Origin of the sequence: Citrobacter amalonaticus (assembly GCF_037053465.1) — a bacterium.
GTDB classification, from domain to species: Bacteria; Pseudomonadota; Gammaproteobacteria; order Enterobacterales; family Enterobacteriaceae; genus Citrobacter_A; species Citrobacter_A amalonaticus_H.
Map to the genome: position 1 here is coordinate 157,206 of NZ_JBALIF010000002.1, position 20,092 is coordinate 177,297.

Below are 20,092 nucleotides of genomic sequence, written 5' to 3' on the forward strand. Positions count from 1 at the left end.
TGCGCACGACGTCTTATTAAACACAGTGGATTGATATGAAGGTACTGGTTACCGGCGCAACCAGCGGCTTAGGACGAAACGCGGTTGAGTTTTTGCGCAACAAAGGCATCAGCGTCAGAGCAACCGGTCGCAACGAAGCGATGGGGAAGCTGCTTGAGAAAATGGGCGCAGAGTTCGTTCATGCGGATCTGACCGAGCTGGTCTCATCGCAGGCAAAAGTCATGCTTGCAGGCATTGATACGCTGTGGCACTGCTCCAGTTTCACCTCGCCCTGGGGAACGCAGGAGGCGTTTGATTTAGCCAACGTACGCGCAACCCGTCGCCTTGGCGAATGGGCAGTCGCCTGGGGCGTGCGTAATGTTGTTCATATCTCCTCCCCTTCGCTTTACTTCGATTATCACCACCATCGCGATATTAAAGAAGACTTTCGTCCGCATCGCTTTGCCAACGAATTTGCCCGCAGTAAAGCCGCAGGAGAAGACGTCATTAATCTGCTGGCGCTGGCAAATCCACAAACACGGTTTACCGTACTCAGACCTCAAAGTCTGTTTGGCCCGCACGACAAAGTCTTTATCCCTCGTCTGGCCCACATGATGCACCACTATGGCAGCGTGTTATTACCCCACGGCGGCAGTGCGGTAGTCGATATGACCTATTATGAAAATGCCATTCATGCGATGTGGCTGGCGAGTCAGGAGCACTGCGACACGCTGCCATCCGGACGGGTGTACAACATTACCAACGGTGAGCCGCGTACCCTGCGCAGTATCGTGCAGAAACTGATTGATGAACTGAACATCCACTGCCGGATCCGTTCTGTTCCCTATCCAATGCTGGATATGATCGCCCGCAGCATGGAGCGCTTTGGCAATAAATCCGCCAAAGAGCCTGCCCTGACGCATTATGGAGTGTCGAAACTGAATTTTGATTTTACCCTGGATATTACCCGCGCCGAGAATGAACTGGGGTATAAGCCGGTCGTGACGCTGGATGAGGGAATTGTGAAAACGGCGGCGTGGCTTCGCGATCACGGAAAATTGCACCGTTAGAATAAGAACAGACAAAAAACGGCAACTGCCTGATGACGCAAGCTTATCAGGCCTACCAGGTCGTTACCCGCCATCCGGCGACAAAAAAACGGCAACCCGAAGGTTGCCGTTTTTGTTTTGCTGATTACAGCGCAGTCCACGCATCCTGCCATGCAATACCTTTGCCTGGCTCATAGTAGGAAGGTGAATTGTTGCACCAGCCACTGTACGGATACGGTTTACACTGGAACAACTGACCACGGTTGTTCACGATATCGCCCGCTTTCCACTTGGTTTTAGAGGTCCAGGTCGGGTAAGTCCCGGTCTGGCCGCCATCAGTTTGCTTCGCCAGCACATTCAGCGTATAGCTGGTGTTGCTGCTCAGTTTGCCGTCGCTGACGGTCAGGTTGATCTGATACTGTGTCGCAGCCGCGTTTTCCGGAGCATTGAAAGTAATCACCGATTTATCTTCGCCGCTTACGGTCTGACCATTCTGGGAAGTCCAGGTATAAGTCAGTTTGTCACCATCTTCATCCGTTGAACCTGTTGCGTTCAGAGAGACAGATTTACCTGCTTCAACCGCACCAATCGGACCCGCGATTTTCGCTACCGGCGCATGGTTCACCGGAGCTGGAGTATTGTCATCCGGGGTCGTGTTGTCCGGGGTATTGTCTCCATCTGTCGGATCAACTGGCGTTGGCGTTGGTGTTGGCGTCGGTGTGACGTTACCGCTGTCGCTGCCACCATCGTCAACCACGTTGACGTTAAAGAATTTCTTCACGCACTTGGTGTAGTCACCCTCTTTAAAGGCGCTGAACGGCGTCTGGTAGCCGACCAACTGGCAAGAATAGGTCTGGCCTGACGGTGTATCCGCGCTCCATCCCCAATCCTGTTCCCAGTAGATCTTCAGGGCGCCCGCACCACCTTCGTCGAACTGCTTCATGTTGGCGCAGCCCAGCACTTCGGTAGACGGAACCTGTACTTTCAGGTAGTTAGCGAATTCTTTGTAGTACTTGATACGGTTCTGGGACTGTGCGATTTCAGTCGGACCGCCACATTCCACACCACCGTTGATGATTTGGGTGGTCACGCCAAAGCCCGGCACCAGGCCGTTTGCTTTATCGTGTGCGTTCGGCTGCCATGTACCATCAATAACCTGCAGCATGCTCGGTTTTGGCGGCTGCGGGTAGGCGAAGAAGAAGATCGCAGAAGCCAGGTTCAACCAGGTGTCAGCCACCAGTTCAGGTTTGTCCAGCAGCACACGGACATCGCCGTACATCGCTTCAGAGAACGGACCATAGTTGTAGTTATAAGAAAGCTGTTTCGCACCGCGACCAAAGTAGCTAACGAAATCGCCGTCTTTATCTTTACCGCACGGCCAGGTCTGACCCTGCCATACGTCCGGGTTACATTCTCCGTTATAGCCGCCTTTCTGACCTTCGCTCCAGCCCATTTCACGAACATACACCAGCGCCTGACGCCATTCCGGCTCCGGACGCCAGGACTCATGGCCACCGGTTTCCTGTGCAAAGTGTGCAAACATAGTCGCCAGAGACTTACGGCAGATGGCATCACTGTTACGGCCATCGGTATAGGTCTGGCAGAGCGCCGGGAATTTACCCACGGCTTTCAGGAAGTTGCTGTAGGTATATTCCGGTGCGCGCAGTGGGAAGAGGAAATCCCAGTCGCTGGCCTTAATAATACCTTCCACACGCTTCACGTTTTCCGGGTTAGCGGGGTTACCCGGCTCGATTTTTTCCACCAGACTGTTGTCCAGCGTACGGATCGTCGACTTCACAGACGCCATCAGCGGGAAGTTAGTCAAATCCTGTTCTTTCTTCTGCAGATCGCTGGCCTTAACGGTGTACGGTTCACTGCTGGCCTGCAGCATTGTTGCCTGAGCCATAAACGGTGCAACACATGCACCGGCGATAAGAACACTGAGTAATGTTCTTTTATTCATTTCGATGATCCTGTTAAGATTATTAAGAGTTAATTAAAAGTTAATTTCATTCAAAGTTTATTTATTAATCCATTTAATAAATAAACCCGGGTGCATTTTTCACTTTATGAAGAACACTTTTTGATATTCTTCAAAAAATAAAAATCAATAATAACGAGTACGAGCAGTGCGTTTTATTTTTTGATATTTATTCCAGACTTTGCGCGCATAGACCATACGTAAAGAAAAATTCTCTTTTTTCAGCCCAGCGTTATAAGCCCCAACCGCTTCCCAGTTATAGCCATACACTTTAATCATATCGGAGAGTATCGATGCCCCAACCATAATTGAGGTGCAGGGTTCGGTAATTAACCGGTACTCATTAATTCCCTGCGTTTCCAGCTCAGAAAAATGAGAGCTGTTAATCTGCATTAATCCTACATCGCGTGTTCCGTCATGGTTCTGTCCAATCGCATATGGGTTCATTCCGGACTCTACATTTGCGATGGCGTACAATAAATAAGGATCCACATGATAATAATGTGCGGCTTTATCCCAACAGTTGGCAAAGACGCTATGACTAACTATCAATAACAATAAAAATAACTTTTTCATTTTTATTCCAGGTCTTTTCATTGTCTCCTTACACGCTTATTAACGGTTTCCTGGTTTACGGTCCACGTCCGAAGTGGGGCGTGGACCGTGATAGCGGGCAAGTACTTACCCGCATTGTTATTGCTTTGACTTATTTGCAGTCAGCAGCCGGACCTTTTTTCACCCACACATCGCTGTTGCCCGGTTTATCACCTTTAGTCCACCATTTAGCGGTGTAGGTGTAACCGTTGTAGGTGGTGGTGTCACCGCCGTTGTAGACCACATCGGAGCGCCAGTTGAATTTCACCTGGCTTACCAGATCCCACGCATCCACACCGAAGCCCGGTTGGTTGCCCTGAGTCCAGTATTTCGCTTTCCAGACCAGGTTGTCGAAGCTGACGGTATTCCCTGCGTTGTAAACCTTGCTTGCGCTCCAGGCAGCATATTTGCTGGCGTTAGCATCAACAGGTTTATCGCAGCTACCGGTTGCAGAACCTTCGTCAGACGGCGTGTTACCTTCGTCAGATGGGGTGTTACCTTCATCAGACGGAGTATTGCCTTCATCGGACGGAGTGTTGCCTTCATCGGATGGGGTGTTGCCTTCATCGGATGGGGTGTTGCCTTCGTCAGACGGGGTGTTGCCTTCATCGGATGGCGTTTCAGCCGCTTTTGGCGTTACCGTCACCTGCACGTTAGTCTGCACACTGGTCTTGCCATCGTTGACCACAACGGTCAGCGTATAGGTCGACTCAGAATCCACTTCCGGCGCGGTGATGTTCACGTTAGCCGTATCAGTCCCTGTCGCCTGCATATCAGCAGGAACGCTCCAGGAGTAAGTCAGCGCGTCGCCATCTGGATCGTTCGCCTGAGCGTGCAGAGAATAGCTCTGACCCGCTTCCAGCGTTACGGCTTCCATCTGGTTTACAACCGGAGCCTGGTTAGCTTTCGGTGCTTTATTCACAACCTGCACGTCAGCGGAGCTGCTCAGGCCTTTTGCATCAGTAACCGTCAGGCGGAACGCCAGAGTCTGGTTGCTGGTGACAGCGGCAACGTTGAAGGTTGCTTTCGCTTTGGTGCTGTTGGTGATGGTCACTGACGGGCCAGAAATCTGGGTCCATTTGTAAGTGATTGCATCGCCATCCGGATCGGTGGAGGCAGAGCCATCCAGCGTCACCGTAGCCGGACCGGTCACGGACTGGTCAGCGGCAGTCGCTACCGGCGCATGGTTAGTCACGACCGGATCAACTGGCGTAGAGCCGCCACTGGTCAGGCTTTCATTCATTGCGTTCAGAATGTCCCCTGTATCAGAGTCGATAGACCAGGCAAACAGACCGCCCAGGTTTTTCGCCAGAACATACTGACCTTTCGCCGTTGCAGAACGCGCGTCTTCATAGGTGATCAGGTCACCGGTGGTTTTGTTAAACAAGTACGGTGCTTCAGCGGTGGTGTCATAGTTGTACTCCCAGCCTGCTTTGCCTTTGTACTCGTTAACGATCTGACGATAGTCAACTACGCCCGGTTCCCAGGTCCCTTTCACCATACCCGTTGCGGTACCCGTGAACGGATTGTTGTTGCTGTAACCGTGAACACCTGTCCAGCCACGACCATACATAGCCGTACCGACGACGATCTTGCCAGGCTGTACACCCTGAGCCAGCAGCGCGTTAACGCCGTTTTCAGTGGTGTAGTTAGTATCTGGTTTGTTCGCTGGTGCACGCAGTGCTGCCTGGTGGCCCAGATCGGTGTTGCTCCAGCCGCCGTAGAAGTCATAGCTCATCAGGAAGATGTGGTCCATGTACTGCTGCGCAGTGGTGTAATCCACGTCTTCAATTTTGTCGCTGCCGGAGCCGATAGCGGAAGTCAGTTCGAAGGTACGACCGGTTTCAGCTGACAGTTCGTTCATCATGGCGCGCAGTTCACGCATCAGCGCGGTATAGGTCTCTTTATCCTGCTGCGGGTTGCCCAGCGTTTCATTCTGACCGCCGCCGCCCGGGAATTCCCAGTCGATGTCCACGCCGTCGAAGAATTTCCAGGTTTTCAGGAAATCTTTCACGGAAGCAACGAAGCGATCACGGATCACTTTGTCATGCATTTTGAAGAACGGGTCAGACAAGGTCCAGCCGCCAATAGAAGGCAGAACTTTCAGTCCAGGATTCGCTTTCTTCATCGCCATCAACTGGCCGAAGTTACCTTTGTACGGGTCATCCCAGCCGGTCACGCCAGCCTGTGGTTTCTGCAGCGCAGCCCACGGGTCGTGAATCGCAACCTGGAAGTCCTGACGACCGGCACAAGCACGTTTCAGTGCTTCGAAGCTGTTACCGCCTTCAATGGTTTTCAGGCTGTCGTTGATGCCGTCGCCGCCACAGATAGGAATGAAGCCATACAGAATGTGGTTCAGGTTTGCGGCAGGAATTTTATCGACCGGGAAGTTACGGTCATAAACACCCCACTCAGGGAAATAAGCGCCAACCACTTTATCGGTGTGCTTAGACAGGGTTTTGTTATTTTCCTGCATCGTGGTATTGAGAGGCAGCAGATGGCTACCGTCGGTATCGGCAACGATAATCAGTTTGCTGGCGCTGGTGCTACAGCCGCTGGCATTGCAAAGCTCTACGGTCTCCTGATAACGACCGCCTTTCGTCACTTTGAAGGTGGCCGACCCGGACATGCTGCCCGCGCCGGTCCAGACGGTTTTACCATCGAGCAGCACTTTTGCAGACGTTGGCGCGGCACCGCTCCAGACATCCCACTGCACTTTAACATCGGCACCGTCATGTACTTTAACAAGACTATTGTAAGCAGAAGCAGATTGGTCAACTTCGACAATGGCGAATTTATCGTTACCACTGGCGATAGTCGCTTTACCTGGCACCGCTGCGAACACAGGGCTTGCAGCCGCTGCGACAAAGAGGGCCAGATATTTAGGCTTCAGAAATTTCATTATTTGATCCTGATAATACGATTTGTGAAATTAAATACCCATGCTTTTCCAATAAACATGGACGAACTTTATTTACAGATAATTAAAACGTGACTTTTTGGTTCGCGAGAAACCTGATTATTTTTGAGTCGCAATACCCTCCACTCATAAATAACAAAGCTTTCATTGCGGAGAGAAGAATACAATGGAGAATTTCTTTTTTCCTTTCATTCCCCCGCTGAAAAAACCTAAAAAAAAACTTGACTGCATTAATTAAAATATGAATTAAGCAACTTGCGCAATAAATACAGCTAAGCCAGAAAAAGCAAGATATGGGCCAAAAGAAATAAGAGTATTTTTATTCGCTAAAGGTTTTAGCAGAACGTGAACAACAATGCCGCCAAGTGCCGCAATCAGTAAAATTGACGGTAATACCTGCCAGCCGCACCAGGCACCCAGCGCCGCCAGCAGCTTGAAATCGCCATAACCTAATCCTTCCCGTCCGGTTAACAGACGGAACACCCAGTAAACCGACCATAAAGAGAGATATCCGGCAACAGCGCCGTAGACCGCATCCGTCAATGGCAATGTCTGGAACAGGGCGTGAAACAACAGTCCGCACCACAGCAGCGGCTGAGTCAGACAGTCCGGCAGCAGCATGTGGCGCGCATCGATCACCACCAGCGGCAGCAGCAGACTCCACATCACCCACAACGCCATCATCCCCGAAAATGACGGAGCCAGCGCAGCACTCAGCGCGAAAAACAGCGCGCTCAGCACTTCAACCAGCAGCAAACGCAGCGGAATGGACGTGTGGCAATGGCGGCAGCGACCCCGCAGTACGCACCAACTAATAATGGGAATATTTTCCCATGCACTTAACGCGTGATGACATTCCGGACAGTGGGACGCGGGAAACAACAGATTGCCCGCCCCCTCTTCTTCCATAACGAGAGCAGGAATACGCTCCGCGACCACCCCCAGAAAACTGCCAATAATTGCGCCCAGCGCGCCGCTCATGGCGCACAGAACAGGCAGATTCATCTGCTGCAGCAACATTAGCGAATTCATGCACTTTTCGCCCAACTCAGCGTGATGTGCGCTTTCACATCATTCAGACGGTCCACTGGCGTCAGGGCCAGCTTTTGAAGATGAATCCCTGACGCAAGGTTCATTTCACGCAGCCAGTTCTGCAACGCGTTAACGTTGATGCGTTCCACCTCAAAGGTCAGCGACTGGTCGTCCTGACGGATGTCCGCCAGAGAGACATGAACGACTTTGGCACTCTCTTCCACGACGCTGCGCGGATTCGGCGTATTAATTACCCTGGCCTGAAGATGATTTTTATCTATTTCCTTTCGCATCCAGGTGAGCGTCTGCTTTTGTTTAATTAAAACGGACTCGCTGCTTTTAATCATATTATCAAGCGGCATCATGGCACCGTAATAGACAAACGCGCAGCATAATACGCCACCACAGAGCGTAAATATATTTCGCTCACGAGGACTGTAATTCTGCCAGCGAGCTTTTAACTGGGCTATTTGCGCTTTCATTTATAACTCCCGGTGATAATGGCGGTATAAGGCGCGTCGCCAGAAACCGGCTGCATTGAAAATTCGAACGTTTCAGCGCTACGGGCAACAAAATCCTGTAAAGATTGTTTGTCCATGGACTTCACGTTCAGCGTCAGCTGGTTTTGTGTTTCGTCATATTCCACGTTATTGATCTCCAGCGCCGGCAGCGTTTGTTTAACCTGATTGAGCGCTTCAAGCTGCAGGAAAATGCCTTTTTTCGCCTTACTAATATTCTGCTCGACGTAGTACTTCAGATTGGTCGTCTGACGCAGGTTTGGAAAATAGTGTTGCGCCACGGTGGTTATCTCCTGGCGAACTTCGTTTTGCTGATGCGTTAACATCCACGCCATCCCGACACGCGGGCCAATCAGCAGGCCAATGCTGAGAAAGGCCAGGCCCGCCATCACCGCTTTGGCATGACGAAAGTTTGTCGTGCTGGCATGGTGTACGGAGAATTCACCGTGCAGAAGATTAACGCGGCAGCGCTGCCACTGTGGCTGAATCAGCATCATCGGATGCTGCCATTCCAGTTGTTCATCAATCTCCAGACCCTCTGGCGCCTCGCCGTAGCAGCACAGATCGCCAGCCCTGCATTTGTTGATCAGCAGCGGCAGCAAAACCGCGTCGGATTCGCCCGCCGTGCAGGGAGAAAAGCGCAGCCAGTAATTCTCTTCAAGTTTGACTATCGTGCCGCCGCCTTCGCTAACGGGCAGCAGCCAGGCATCTGGCAGCACCTGAACCACGTTAAGGCCCGCCTGCGCAAACAGCGCAAGCCAGTGACGCAAGCGTTCGGCGTCGATCGCCACAGCGTCAACCTCCGCCCCTTTTTTGTTCAGCACAGTCCAGTGCAGCGTATCCACCTCGCCGAGGAGTGTCTCTTCCGCCAGCCACGAAAATTGCGCGGTATTCGCAGAGAGCCCCTTTTTCGGCAGCGTAAAATGACGAAAGATCGTTTCGCTGGCGGGCAGCAACAGACAGACCTGCCGTGAGAGCGCGTGGCTGGACAGCTCGTTCAGCGCCCCCCACCCCGCCAGAGATTCAACCTGTTCACTGCCGGATTCGCACCACCATATCTTGCCGTCCTCCTGCGAGTCGGGACGAATAAAAAGCACTTTTTTCATCATGTTCTACTTAATCTTATTCAACCATTCGGTAACGGCGTTGCCAGGTCACGACCTTGCCCGCCTCACTGTCGACGTGAAGCTGGCTGACGACGCGCAGCGTTAAATCATCGGTATTGCCGGTTGTGTTAACCCGAAAATAGCGACTGTTTACCGCAACCCTGTCCTGAAGCTGCGCCAGGATCTCTTTGGTTTGCGGATAGTTGCTCTCCAGCACCTTGCTGAACGCATCAAGCGATTCCCAGCCCTCTTCCGGGCGTGAGTCGATAAGGCGTGCAGCGTCGTCCTTCGTTAATACTCCGGTAAAAACCGCCGCCAGCAGCGGCGCCTGTTCGGGCGTTAATGTATTCACATCGACCGTACCGTCGGTGTCCGGTAAGGCGCACAGGTATTGGCTGGCTTTTGCCCACGCAGCTTGTGGGAACGCGGGCAGCAGCCTGATTTCCCCTGCGGTTCGCATCATCTGATTCGCAGGACCACGGGCAGGCGCAACGCTCGCCCAGGCATCCGCCTCCTGACCCTCTTTCGCGGTTACGTCGTCCGCGTCGAGATAATCCACCAGTTGCTGGTAGATCTCCTCTGCTGCCAGCGTACCGACACCGCTTTCCACCAGCAGTTGCTCAATGATCTGCTCTTTTACGGGTTTTTCCGGCAACGCGCCGCCGTCAGTTGGCGCTGGCGCCGCGGCGGCCGGTGCCGCGTCAACCGCCAGCAGGCTGTTGACGTTAAAACAGGTCCGGGCGTCCTCCACCTGGCTTACCACGGTATAGTTATCCCCGTGGGTTTCCAGCGGCTGCGCCCAATCCCCTTCGGGCGAAAGCCCGGCGCTTTCTGCACCCCCGGCTTTTTGCAGCACGTTTTCCAGAACCTTTTGTTGACGGGCGATAGCCCATCTCAGCGTCTGCTGGCTGACCTGATAGTGCGTTTTTTGCAGATGGCGACAGAACTGCTGGCTGATTTTCGCCGCCAGAGCGGACATCATCACCAACAGAATTAACACCACCAGTAGCGCCACGCCGCGCTCTTTTCGCGCATTTCCGGCACTCATGAGCGATCTCCTGTTTGTGCCGCCGCATCGGCCTGCGGATTGGTGACGGGTTGCGCCGCGTTTTCCGTCGCCGGTTGAGCCGGGTCTGCGCTTGCCTCTGTCGACGCGGGTTGCGCATCCGGCATATCACCGGGCGTCATAAAGACCCAGCGCCAGGTTTCGCCATTTTCCATAATCAGATTCAGTTCAACGCCATCCGGCTGATGACTGCTGTCGGTCCATTTGTCCTGCCATCCTTCGTCCCAGAAGCGCCATGTCATCGTCTTCACATCACTCAGAATCGGCACTTCTTCTGGCTTCGCGTTGGCCGGACCGTCGATGGCGGCCCAGACATTTCGCCACAGGCGTTTATCTTTTAACGTCCAGCGCACCCGCTCCAGCTGTACCTGACCGCTGATACCGTTCAGGGTGGTCAGCTCAAGGGCATCGGGCTGTTGGACAAACACTTCGCCATTGTTGCGCGGGGCGCGCGCCTGCAACTGATAAAAATCCCGTGAGAGCAGGTTGTAAGTCCGCTGAAGCGCTGTCACTTTCGTCGCCGCCTGATCGCTAGCCGTAGACGTGCGCATCGCGCCGTCCAGAATTTGCCAGGCCAGAATGCTGATTACGGCGAAAATGGCCAGCGCAATCATGATCTCCAGCAGGGTAAACCCTTGCTGACGCTGTCTCTTACTCACTCTTCACCTCCGGCTCAGCAAGCTGCAACGACACCACGGGTTGCGTGTCGCTCCCTTCGCTGTACACCCTTACCTCATCAGCAAAAGCATTCCCGTCGGTTTTGACCCGCTGAATATGCCAGGTCCAGGTTTGTCCCCCCATGATCTCCGTCCCCACTTTTTCGTCGTCCGGGAAATCGGCCTGAGCCAGTTGTGCTTCGGCCAGTTGATTTTCCGCCACCCAGCCGGCCTGAAGCGTTTCCGACAGGCCATGGGTAAAACGCACATTCAGAGTGACTGAGTTCATTAATGCCAGCGCCGCGGTGGAGAAAATCACCAGCGCCACCATCACTTCCAGCAGGGTCATCCCCTGCTCTTTGGTTTTGCGTTTAATCATCGTTTTCCACCACCACAGGCGCAGCGCCCTGGGACGTCACGTGAAAGCGCTGCTTTTTATCCAGACTTTCGAGGCTAAGCGTGAAGCGGCTAAGCTCACCGTCTGGTAAAAAAATGATTTGCGGTTCATCATTCAGCGTGGCCGCCAGCGTCCGTGGCGAGAGAGAGACATGCATATCCTCAGGAAACACGCCGCGAGTAGCGATACGCCCGGCCTCTAACGGCGTCCAGTGACGATCCCCGTTATTTCCAACCTGCGTTACCAGCGTATATTCTGAGGCGGTCATCACCAGTCCGACGATATTCCCGTCCATCACCGCGCGATCAGAACCATATTCAACGAGAGATTTTAACTGCTGACCAAATGTATCTGCGCCGCTGCGTGATGGAATGGTGGTAACCACCATCATGGCGCTCAGGGCGAATATCACCAGCGCCACGATAATTTCCAGCAGGGTAAATCCACGTTGTTTTTTCATTACTTATCTTTTTTATCAAAAGACCAGTTGCTGATATCGTCAGCCGTATTCGCTTCTGAATCCGGACCGGCTGAGAAAATATCGACGGCGCCATGCTCACCAGGGCTTACCAGAATATAATCATTGCCCCACGGATCCTGCGGCAGGCGACGAATATAACCGTCATCGCGGTAGCCTTTTGGAATCGGCGCGATTTCAGGTTTTGTCACCAGCGCCTGCAGCCCTTGTTCGGTCGTCGGATAACGATGGTTATCGAGTTTGTACATATCCAGAGAACCTTCCAGCGCCACAATATCGCTGGTCGCTTTCTGAATATCGGCTTTTTCTTTGTTACCCATTAAATTAGGCACAACCATACTGGCCAGAACGCCGAGAATAACGATAACCACCATTAATTCGAGCAGCGTGAACCCCGCCTGATGTTTCAGGCTATTTTTTTTCAAAGACATGATTAACCCACCATATTATTAAGTTGAAGAAGCGGTTGTAATATTGAAAGAACAATGAATAAAACAACGGTCGCCATTGTGACTACCAGTGCCGGTTCAAATACCGACAGCGTTAAGGTAATTCGATGCTGTAATCCAGACTCCTGGTTTTCTGCCGCACGATCCATCAATGCGCCCAGCTCGCCGCTCTCCTCCCCGGAAGCCACCATATAGAGCATGGTGGGCGGGAAGATTTTCGCCTGTTCCAGCGCGTTGTAGAGCGACGCCCCCTGGCGCACGGTATCCGCCGCCTGCTCCAGCACCTGCCGGGCATAGAGGTTTTCAATCCCGTCCATGGCGATATACATCCCTTCAAGCAAAGGGACGCTACTGGCCTGCAAAATACTCAGCGTGCGGATGTAACGCGCACTGTTGATCGCGCAGACCAGCTTTTTCAGCGGCGACTGCAGCAACAGCCACCGGTGATAAATAAACCGGTTTTTCTCTTTTTTCAGCCAGGCCTTAAAACCCACCGATGCGCCGAACAGACCGCCGGCAATAAAGATGCCCCACGCCTGTAAAAAATCGCTCACCGCAATCAGTGTGCGGGTCGTCATCGGCAGTTCTTGCTTCATGTGCGTGAACTGGTCAATAACCTGCGGGACAACCGCCACCAGCAGGATCGAGATCACCGCGATCGCCACCACAGTCAGGGTGATCGGATAGACCATCGCCTGAGTGAGTTTGCTTTTCATTTTCTGGCGCTGTTCGTTGTATTCGGCGAGCTTTTCCAGCACGCCGCCGAGATGCCCCGTCTTTTCACCCGCCATCACCAGCGTGCAGTAAAGCTTGTCGAAGCTGCGCGGAAACTGGCTGAACGCGTCAAACAGCGTATGGCCTTCCACGATCTTGTCGCGGATTTCGGTCACCATCGCCGCCAGCGTTTTATCTTCCGTCTGTTTGGCGATAGCCTTCAGCGCGCTCTCCAGCGGCAACGCCGCATTCACCAGCGTCGCAAGCTGGCGGGTAAACATCGACAGCACCGGAATCGACAGCTTCGCCCCTTTGCGGGCGTTTTTTCCTGCTCCAGGTTCACGAGTAGGGGCAATATTCACCGGCATCAGCTTCTGCTCGCGCAGCATCTGGCGCACCTGTTTTGGCCCTTCGGCCTGCAGGGTGCCGCGCTGGGTTTTCCCCGCCGCGTCCGTCGCGGACCATTCATACCAGGCCATTACGCATCTCCCCCGCGTTCAGCGGTGACGCGCATCACTTCTTCCAGTGAGGTTACGCCACTAATCACCTTCATCAGGCCGTTTTCACGCAGGCTGTAGGCCTGTTTGAAAAGCTGCGTTTCAATGGACATCTCATCTTTGTCTTCATGGATAGCCCGACGCATTGCGCTATCGACCACCAAAAACTCATGGATGCCGGCACGTCCCTGGTAGCCGCTCTGGCGACACTGTTCACACCCTACCGCGCGATAAATCGCTTTCGGCGGTGTTTCCATAAAGGTGAACAGCGCTTTTTCATTGTCATCCAGCGGACTGGTGGTACGGCAGTGCGGACACAGCCGACGAACCAGACGCTGGGCAATGACGCCAAGCAGCGACGAACCGATTAAAAATGATTCCAGCCCCATATCGCGCAGACGGGTAATCGCCCCTGCCGCACTGTTAGTGTGCAGCGTGGACATCACCAGGTGACCGGTCAGTGAGGCCTGCACCGCAATTTGCGCGGTTTCACCATCACGAATTTCCCCGATCATGACCACATCCGGGTCCTGACGCAGAATCGCGCGCAGGCCGCGGGCAAAGGTCATATCCACGCGTGGGTTAACCTGAGTCTGCCCCACCCCTTCGAGCTCGTATTCAATCGGATCTTCTACGGTCAGAATGTTGCGTTCATGCCCGTTCAGTGCCGATAACAGCGCGTACAGGGTGGTACTTTTCCCCGAACCGGTCGGACCGGTGACGAGAATAATGCCGTGCGGACGTTCGATAAGCCCCTTTAACTTCACCAGTTCTTCGTCGATCAGTCCGAGCTTATTGATATCCGGCTTGAGATTACTTTTGTCCAGCAGACGCATTACCACCCGCTCGCCATACTGGGAGGGAATGGTAGAAACACGCACGTCAATCGCCTTGCGGCCAATGCGCAGGGAGATACGACCGTCCTGCGGGAGACGTTTTTCAGCGATGTCGAGTTTGGACATGACTTTAATACGCGACACCAGCAGTGGCGCAAGCTTGCGCGCCGGTTGCAGCACCGGGCGCAGCACGCCGTCAACGCGAAAACGAATGCTCAACGTGCGTTCGAAGGTCTCGATATGAATATCCGACGCCCCTTCTTTCACCGCCTCGCCCATAATGGCGTTAATCAGGCGGATCACTGGCGAGTTTTCGTCGTTATCAAGCAAATCCTCGTTGTCGGGGATCTCCTCGGTTAATGCCATCAGATCGATATCGGCGTCCATATCGTCAACCAGTTGCTGTGAGACGCCGCTGTTCTGCTGCCAGATTTTGGTCAGCAGTTCGTCGAACGCCTCCGCCGTCAGCACCACCGGCGCATAGTTATGCCCCAGCACACGGCGCATCTCCAGCAAGGCATAAGCCTGGGCATCCTCGCGGATAAAAACCTCATCGTCATGAAACAGGACGCCATTCTCTTTCGCCCAGGTACTGGTACAGAGCGCGTTAGTCATCTCAGTCATGTCGTCTCCGCCTTACTCTTTGAAAGGATTGCGGGACGATACCGGCGCACTGGTACTGACCGGCGCGGCATGGCTCTGAGACGGATAAGCCGGCAGCATCGGAGAATCCGCATTCTCTACGATGCCCAGTTTGTGTTCTTCCATGCGGTGCTGTTGACGCGCCTGGATCAGGGCATATTTTTCTTTCGACGCCTCAGTGTAGTTTTCGTCATCGCGCAGCACGGTGGTATGAATAAATACCATCAGGTTACGCTTGGCGCTGTCCTGCGAGGTGTAGCGGAACAACTGCCCCACCAGCGGAATATCCCCCAGCAACGGCACTTTAGAAACCGACTGCTTAGTGACGTTTTCCATCAAACCACCCAGCACAACCGTCTGGCCGCTGTGTACCATCACTTCGTTATTGATGGTGCGGGTGTTAAAGGTTGGACCCAGGCTGGCATCGGCGGTAGAGGTGTTGTCTACGCTCGACACTTCCTGCTCGATCTTCAGATGGATCATGTCGCCATCGTTGATCTGCGGTACGATTTTCAGCTTAGTACCGACGGTTTTACGTTCAACCGAGTTAAAGACATTGTCACCGCTGGTCGTCTGGGAACCGGAAAGTACCGGTACATCCTGACCGACGTTGAACGACGCCTCTTTGTTATCCAGCGTCACCACGCTTGGCGTAGAGAGGATGTCGTTTTTCCCGTTGGTCGAAAGTGCCGTCATCAACGCGCCAAAATCGCCGTTAAAGAAGCCGGTTGCAAGGCCCGTATAGCTGCCAATAACCCTGGACTTCTTGAGCTGGCTGATCGGCAGGCCGGTAGAGCCAAACTGCACCCCGCCGTGTTTGCCGGTCCATTGCACCCCTAAATCCAGGCCGTTGCCGTCCTGAACTTCGGCGATGATCGCTTCCACAAGCACCTGCGGACGGCGAATATCCAGTTTGTCGATCACTTTTTCCAGCGACCCCATCACGTTTGGCTGGGCGGTGATCACCAGAGAGTTGGTGGACTCATCAGCGGTAATATTCAGATCGTTCGCCATTGGCGCTGCTTTGCTCTTATTACCGCCCGCTTTGTCTTTCAACTGCTCGCCAATACCCGTCAACACCGGCACCACTTTGGTGGCGTTGGCGTACTTCAGGTAGAACACACGGGTGTTGCCCTCGTTGTTCTGTTCGCGGTCGAGCTGGGAAATCAGCATCCGGGTGCGCTGACGCGCATCTGAACTGCCGCTGATCACCAGGCTGTTCGTCTCATCGTCAGCCACCACTTTGGTGGCCAACTGCGGGGCGTTTTGCCCTTTTTGCTCTTCATTGTTGAGGTTATTCAACATGTCAGAGAGATCTTTGGCCGACGCAAAGCGCAGAGGAACAATCTCACGACGCTGTACGCCACTTTGATCCACGCGCTGAACCAGGTCCACCAGACGGTTCACCACCGAGGCTTTACCGGTTAACAGCAGCACGTTTGATGGCTCAAAATGCACCACGTTACCGATGCCGGAAGCATCGTTCAGTTGACGCAGTAACGGCGCCAGTTCGCGCACAGGAACGTTTTCCATCCGCACGACGCGAGTGATGATTTCGTCGCCTTTGCCGGGGTTTTTACTGTCGGCAATCGGCGCGCCCGACATACGGGCGACCGAGGAGCGCACCACTTTCACCATACCGTTATCCATCGGGATCACAGACAGGCCGTAAAGATCGAGCACGCTCAGGAAAAACTGGTAATACTCCTCTTCCGTTAGCACGTTATAAGTGCGGACCGATACCGTTCCCTGAACGGAAGGATCGACCAGAATAGTTTTATTCAGATTACGACTGACCGTATCGATAAACTCACGGACATCGGTATTTTTAAAACTGGCGCTAAAGTTCGCCGCGAACAGCGAACCGGAATATAACGACAATGCGGTCAGCGCCACGCACGCCCATGGAAATTTCTTCATGTCTGTACACTTATTAATTGTTTAGAACATTGACCCGAACATTTTCAAGGTGAGCGTGACGCCGAATAACGACATCCGCTTCTTTCATTTTTGACCAGCGGGCAATAATTTCTTTTGCCTGCGCCTCTTTGGTCATATCGATATTGTCAACCTTAACCACCACATCGCCTTTTTCCAGACCAGACTGGCTATAAAAAGGTGACGCATTGCGGGGATTAATGTTGTAGCCTTCCAGTTGGCCTTTCTCGATTAACGGTTTTAACACCAGATAATCATCCAGATGCAAATTGTCAGCGCCTGCATCTTTCGTCGATTTTGTTACCGGGCCGCTGTCAACGCCGCCCTTAAAATAATCGGGGTTCTTTAATGCCAGAGTCTGCGATGTGCCTTCGTAATTAACGACAACCGCATCTTTATTAATTGACTCAATATATGCGTCATCAAATCCACTCAGCTTCTCCCCTTCGCGGTAGCTCATTTGACCGCCCGGGGTTTTGATAACGGCAAAGGAAAGCCACGTGTCATCACTACTGACAATGCCCTCAATTTCGGCCGACAACGGTTTTTTCACAGCAACTGGCTGGTTTTGTTGGCGTACTGCCGCAGCAAAGAGCGCAAACGACTTTCCGTCCTTACGTTGTTTCAGCGGTTTTGTTTCCGCATTAGCCAGCTTTTTTGTTACTTTTTGATAATCTTTAATGATCACATACCCTTGCTGGCCGCAAAATATAAGCAACACAAGCATAATAAAGGGTGTTCTCCAGCGGGATAGAAATGAGAAACTCATTATTCATCTGGCCTTTTGTAAAACGAAATTAAGCAGCATCGTGCTGCGCCAATACAGGTGGCAAATAATAATGTTCTGCTGCAAAACCAACCATCAGCTTTGCCATTAACTTTAATAAAGAAAAAGATTGACATAAGAAAGTTCTCATGACTGGAAAAGTTGACAGGATATTTTTACTCAGTGTGCAAATTGATCCATCCTCTAACTTGCCTTACCTTTTCGTCCCAGTGCTAATCCAGTAAAGAGACGGTAAGTCGATATGTATAAGAGCCATTTTAATTTTAACAATCTGCCTTTCAGAAAAGTCACCCGAGCCGCGGGCGATTTTTTTGTGCCTTATCATCAGGATATTTTTAACCTGCTGAAGGAGAAAACCCGGCAGACCGGAATTACAGGACTCTTTAGTAACGACGCGCCGTTGCTTTGCCAGTTTAGCGACGCGCTGAAAACGACCAACCGTGATGTCATTACTCTTAATGCGTTTCCGAAACTGAGTGCCAGTAGCCTGCTGTACAAGCTCAATCCAGGAAGTAAAGAGAGTAAAAACCGCATTCAGGCGGTTGATGCCGTGCTAAACCTGTGGCTGGAGGCGTCGGCTTCGGGCAAAGAGAAGCACAAAGTGCTGGTGATTTCCCACATGCAGGCAATGAAAGATAACTGCCGTGACGTGCTGGGTATGTTACTGAGCCGCGCGCAAGAAATGGATTTTTCCTTATCGATAGTACTGATGGGCTCCGCCGATCAGGAAGCGGTATTGCTGCAACAGTCCGGTCTTCAGGGGTATGTTCATACACACCATCTGGTGCGTTCCCTGACCTGCCGTGAAATGCTGAGCTATGTGCAGAGCCAGTGTGATGATCAGGGTTGCGAAAACTCGCCATTAACACCGGCTCGCGTGCGCAAAATGCACGCATTGACGAAAGGGGATATCAGCAAATTTAACGAGCTGGCCCATCTGTCGATGCTTGCGGCCTGGACAGAACGCGCCCCGTCTGTTGGCGCGCGCCATTTACGCCTCGCAGCCAGCGAGAGTCTGCCCGCGAAAAAACACGGTAAGCGCCTGGCAACCGTGGGATTATTTGCGTCAGTACTCTTCGCCGCCTGTGGCTGGTATATGACTTCTGCAATCAACGCCAGACTACCGATTCAACTGCCTGTACCGGTAAGCTGGAAACACACGCAGCCGAAGACGCAGGAGCCAATCGTTCCGGTTATTGATAACGAAATGGTTAACCAACCCAGCGCAATGCATCAGCTATATGTGATGTGGGGTTATGACGCCTCCGCTGAAGATGCGCTGTGCCAGAATGCGACAAAAGTGAATCTGATGTGCAAGCAGGGCAATGCGCCGCTGGAAACTCTGTCCCAGGAAGGGTATCCGTGGATAAGTGAACTCAAAACCGGCGATCATCTTAATTATGCGGTGGTTGCCCGTGTCGGGGACGATACGCTTGACCTGTTAATGAATAACCGGACCTGGCAGGTAAGTCGTCATTGGTTTAACCAACATGCGACCGGAAATTATACGCAGTTACACCGCCTGACGCCGACAGGCAAAGACGCCATTAGCGCTGAAAGCAGCGCCAAAGATCTGGGCTGGATGGATCAGCAACTTAGCCTGGCGCTGAATCTTCCACAAACCCACTCTCAGGTGTGGACGGCAGAAATGATGCAACGCACACGCGAATTCCAGCAGAAGATGAATCTGCACGTAGACGGGATTGCGGGCGAAGATACATTGATGCAGTTAATGCGTGAAACCAAAACCACGCCCAGCGTACTTATTCAGTCCGCAAATACATCTGTGAACACGACCGCGCAAGAGAAACATTCATAATGTCGACAATTAATTTGGCTGCTCAACGCAGCTATACGCTAAACGAGCCGGTCTGGTTTTCCTGGCGGCGCCCCTCGTTGAAAAAGATAATGTGTGTCTCATTGTTATGGGCTGTGGGGATGATCATGATGATCGCCGCGGGGCTTTATGCCCATATTTACTGGAATCTGCGCCATCCGGCTTCTGAACCAGTAAAAACCGCTGCCGCTAAACCGGAAACACAGCTTTCTGATATGCATTACGTTTACATCAGTAAACCGTTCCCGCAGCCAGAACAGAAACCCGAGCCGGTGCAAAAAGCGATGCCGCCGCTGCAGGATATGCCAATTAATGACGATGATGCTGACTGGCAGCAGGCGCCGGATGCCCAAATGCCGCACGATATTTCACGGGATACATTACCGGGAACCGAGGAGAATGAAGTCTCTGTGCCGAAACAGGAGGATTCCGGTCAACCGGCAGATAATGGCGCGATTAAAGCACTATTAATGCAGGCATTAAAAGAACAGGAAAAAGATTATTCGCAAGGCAAAGTGCCCGCGCCTCCTGTGGATGAAACCGCAGCAGGATCGCAGGCGAACAATTCAATACAAAATAGTCATCGCCCTTTCAGTTAAAAAGGGCGCATGAAAGC

At 52.7% G+C, this 20,092-nt stretch carries 18 protein-coding genes; 3 read left to right on the top strand and 15 right to left on the bottom strand.

What is annotated here, in order from left to right; translation table 11 throughout:
* Window positions 1-35 precede the first annotated feature (35 nt).
* Window positions 36-1,049, top strand: a complete 1,014-nt coding sequence (locus WB371_RS03530; RefSeq protein WP_336218740.1) for an NAD(P)-dependent oxidoreductase — start codon at window positions 36-38, stop codon at window positions 1,047-1,049.
* A gap of 124 nt (window positions 1,050-1,173) precedes the next feature.
* Here the strand turns inward: WB371_RS03530 and WB371_RS03535 are convergent, their stop codons facing one another.
* From WB371_RS03535 to gspC, 15 genes are all read right to left on the bottom strand, one after another.
* Window positions 1,174-2,991, bottom strand: coding sequence for a glycoside hydrolase family 19 protein (locus WB371_RS03535; protein ID WP_336218741.1), 1,818 nt, complete (start codon window positions 2,989-2,991; stop codon window positions 1,174-1,176).
* A gap of 144 nt (window positions 2,992-3,135) precedes the next feature.
* Complete coding sequence (gene iagB, locus WB371_RS03540) at window positions 3,136-3,585, bottom strand: type III secretion system invasion protein IagB (RefSeq protein WP_336218742.1); 450 nt, start codon at window positions 3,583-3,585, stop codon at window positions 3,136-3,138.
* A 130-nt stretch (window positions 3,586-3,715) separates the two neighbouring features.
* Entirely contained in the window at window positions 3,716-6,505 is a 2,790-nt protein-coding gene (locus tag WB371_RS03545; RefSeq protein ID WP_336218743.1) for a glycosyl hydrolase family 18 protein, read from the bottom strand.
* Window positions 6,506-6,769: 264 nt separating this feature from the next.
* Window positions 6,770-7,555: an A24 family peptidase gene (locus WB371_RS03550; protein ID WP_336218744.1), complete on the bottom strand. Its 786-nt coding sequence runs from the start codon at window positions 7,553-7,555 to the stop codon at window positions 6,770-6,772.
* Complete coding sequence (locus tag WB371_RS03555; RefSeq protein ID WP_336218745.1) at window positions 7,552-8,037, bottom strand: type II secretion system protein M; 486 nt, start codon at window positions 8,035-8,037, stop codon at window positions 7,552-7,554. The genes WB371_RS03550 and WB371_RS03555 overlap by 4 nt, the downstream gene beginning before the upstream one ends.
* Entirely contained in the window at window positions 8,034-9,179 is a 1,146-nt protein-coding gene (gspL, locus tag WB371_RS03560) for a type II secretion system protein GspL (RefSeq protein ID WP_336219089.1), read from the bottom strand. Before gspL ends, WB371_RS03555 begins: the two co-directional genes overlap by 4 nt.
* 16 nt (window positions 9,180-9,195) lie before the next feature.
* A complete protein-coding gene (gspK, locus tag WB371_RS03565) occupies window positions 9,196-10,227 on the bottom strand; it encodes a type II secretion system minor pseudopilin GspK (RefSeq protein ID WP_336218746.1) in 1,032 nt (343 codons plus the stop codon).
* Window positions 10,224-10,904: a type II secretion system minor pseudopilin GspJ gene (gene gspJ / locus WB371_RS03570; protein WP_336218747.1), complete on the bottom strand. Its 681-nt coding sequence runs from the start codon at window positions 10,902-10,904 to the stop codon at window positions 10,224-10,226. Before gspJ ends, gspK begins: the two co-directional genes overlap by 4 nt.
* On the bottom strand, window positions 10,897-11,280 hold the full coding sequence (gene gspI, locus WB371_RS03575; protein WP_336218748.1) for a type II secretion system minor pseudopilin GspI: 384 nt from the start codon (window positions 11,278-11,280) through the stop codon (window positions 10,897-10,899). The genes gspJ and gspI overlap by 8 nt, the downstream gene beginning before the upstream one ends.
* On the bottom strand, window positions 11,273-11,758 hold the full coding sequence (gene gspH, locus WB371_RS03580; protein WP_336218749.1) for a type II secretion system minor pseudopilin GspH: 486 nt from the start codon (window positions 11,756-11,758) through the stop codon (window positions 11,273-11,275). Before gspH ends, gspI begins: the two co-directional genes overlap by 8 nt.
* The gene (gene gspG / locus WB371_RS03585) at window positions 11,758-12,207 is read right to left on the bottom strand and encodes a type II secretion system major pseudopilin GspG (protein ID WP_336218750.1); all 450 of its coding nucleotides are present in this window, start codon (window positions 12,205-12,207) and stop codon (window positions 11,758-11,760) included. Before gspG ends, gspH begins: the two co-directional genes overlap by 1 nt.
* Before the next feature lie 2 nt (window positions 12,208-12,209).
* The gene (gene gspF / locus WB371_RS03590; RefSeq protein WP_336218751.1) at window positions 12,210-13,418 is read right to left on the bottom strand and encodes a type II secretion system inner membrane protein GspF; all 1,209 of its coding nucleotides are present in this window, start codon (window positions 13,416-13,418) and stop codon (window positions 12,210-12,212) included.
* Window positions 13,418-14,896, bottom strand: coding sequence for a type II secretion system ATPase GspE (gene gspE / locus WB371_RS03595; RefSeq protein ID WP_336218752.1), 1,479 nt, complete (start codon window positions 14,894-14,896; stop codon window positions 13,418-13,420). Before gspE ends, gspF begins: the two co-directional genes overlap by 1 nt.
* A gap of 12 nt (window positions 14,897-14,908) precedes the next feature.
* Window positions 14,909-16,834: a type II secretion system secretin GspD gene (gspD, locus tag WB371_RS03600; protein ID WP_336218753.1), complete on the bottom strand. Its 1,926-nt coding sequence runs from the start codon at window positions 16,832-16,834 to the stop codon at window positions 14,909-14,911.
* Between the two features lie 13 nt (window positions 16,835-16,847).
* Window positions 16,848-17,579 carry a type II secretion system protein GspC gene (gene gspC / locus WB371_RS03605; RefSeq protein WP_336219090.1) on the bottom strand — a complete coding sequence of 244 codons (732 nt, stop codon included), beginning with the start codon at window positions 17,577-17,579 and terminating at the stop codon, window positions 16,848-16,850.
* Window positions 17,580-17,880: 301 nt separating this feature from the next.
* On the opposite strand from gspC, the gene WB371_RS03610 reads away from it, so the two are divergent.
* Window positions 17,881-19,458, top strand: a complete 1,578-nt coding sequence (locus WB371_RS03610; protein WP_336218754.1) for an ExeA family protein — start codon at window positions 17,881-17,883, stop codon at window positions 19,456-19,458.
* The gene (locus WB371_RS03615) at window positions 19,458-20,075 is read left to right on the top strand and encodes a hypothetical protein (protein WP_336218755.1); all 618 of its coding nucleotides are present in this window, start codon (window positions 19,458-19,460) and stop codon (window positions 20,073-20,075) included. Before WB371_RS03610 ends, WB371_RS03615 begins: the two co-directional genes overlap by 1 nt.
* Window positions 20,076-20,092 lie beyond the last annotated feature (17 nt).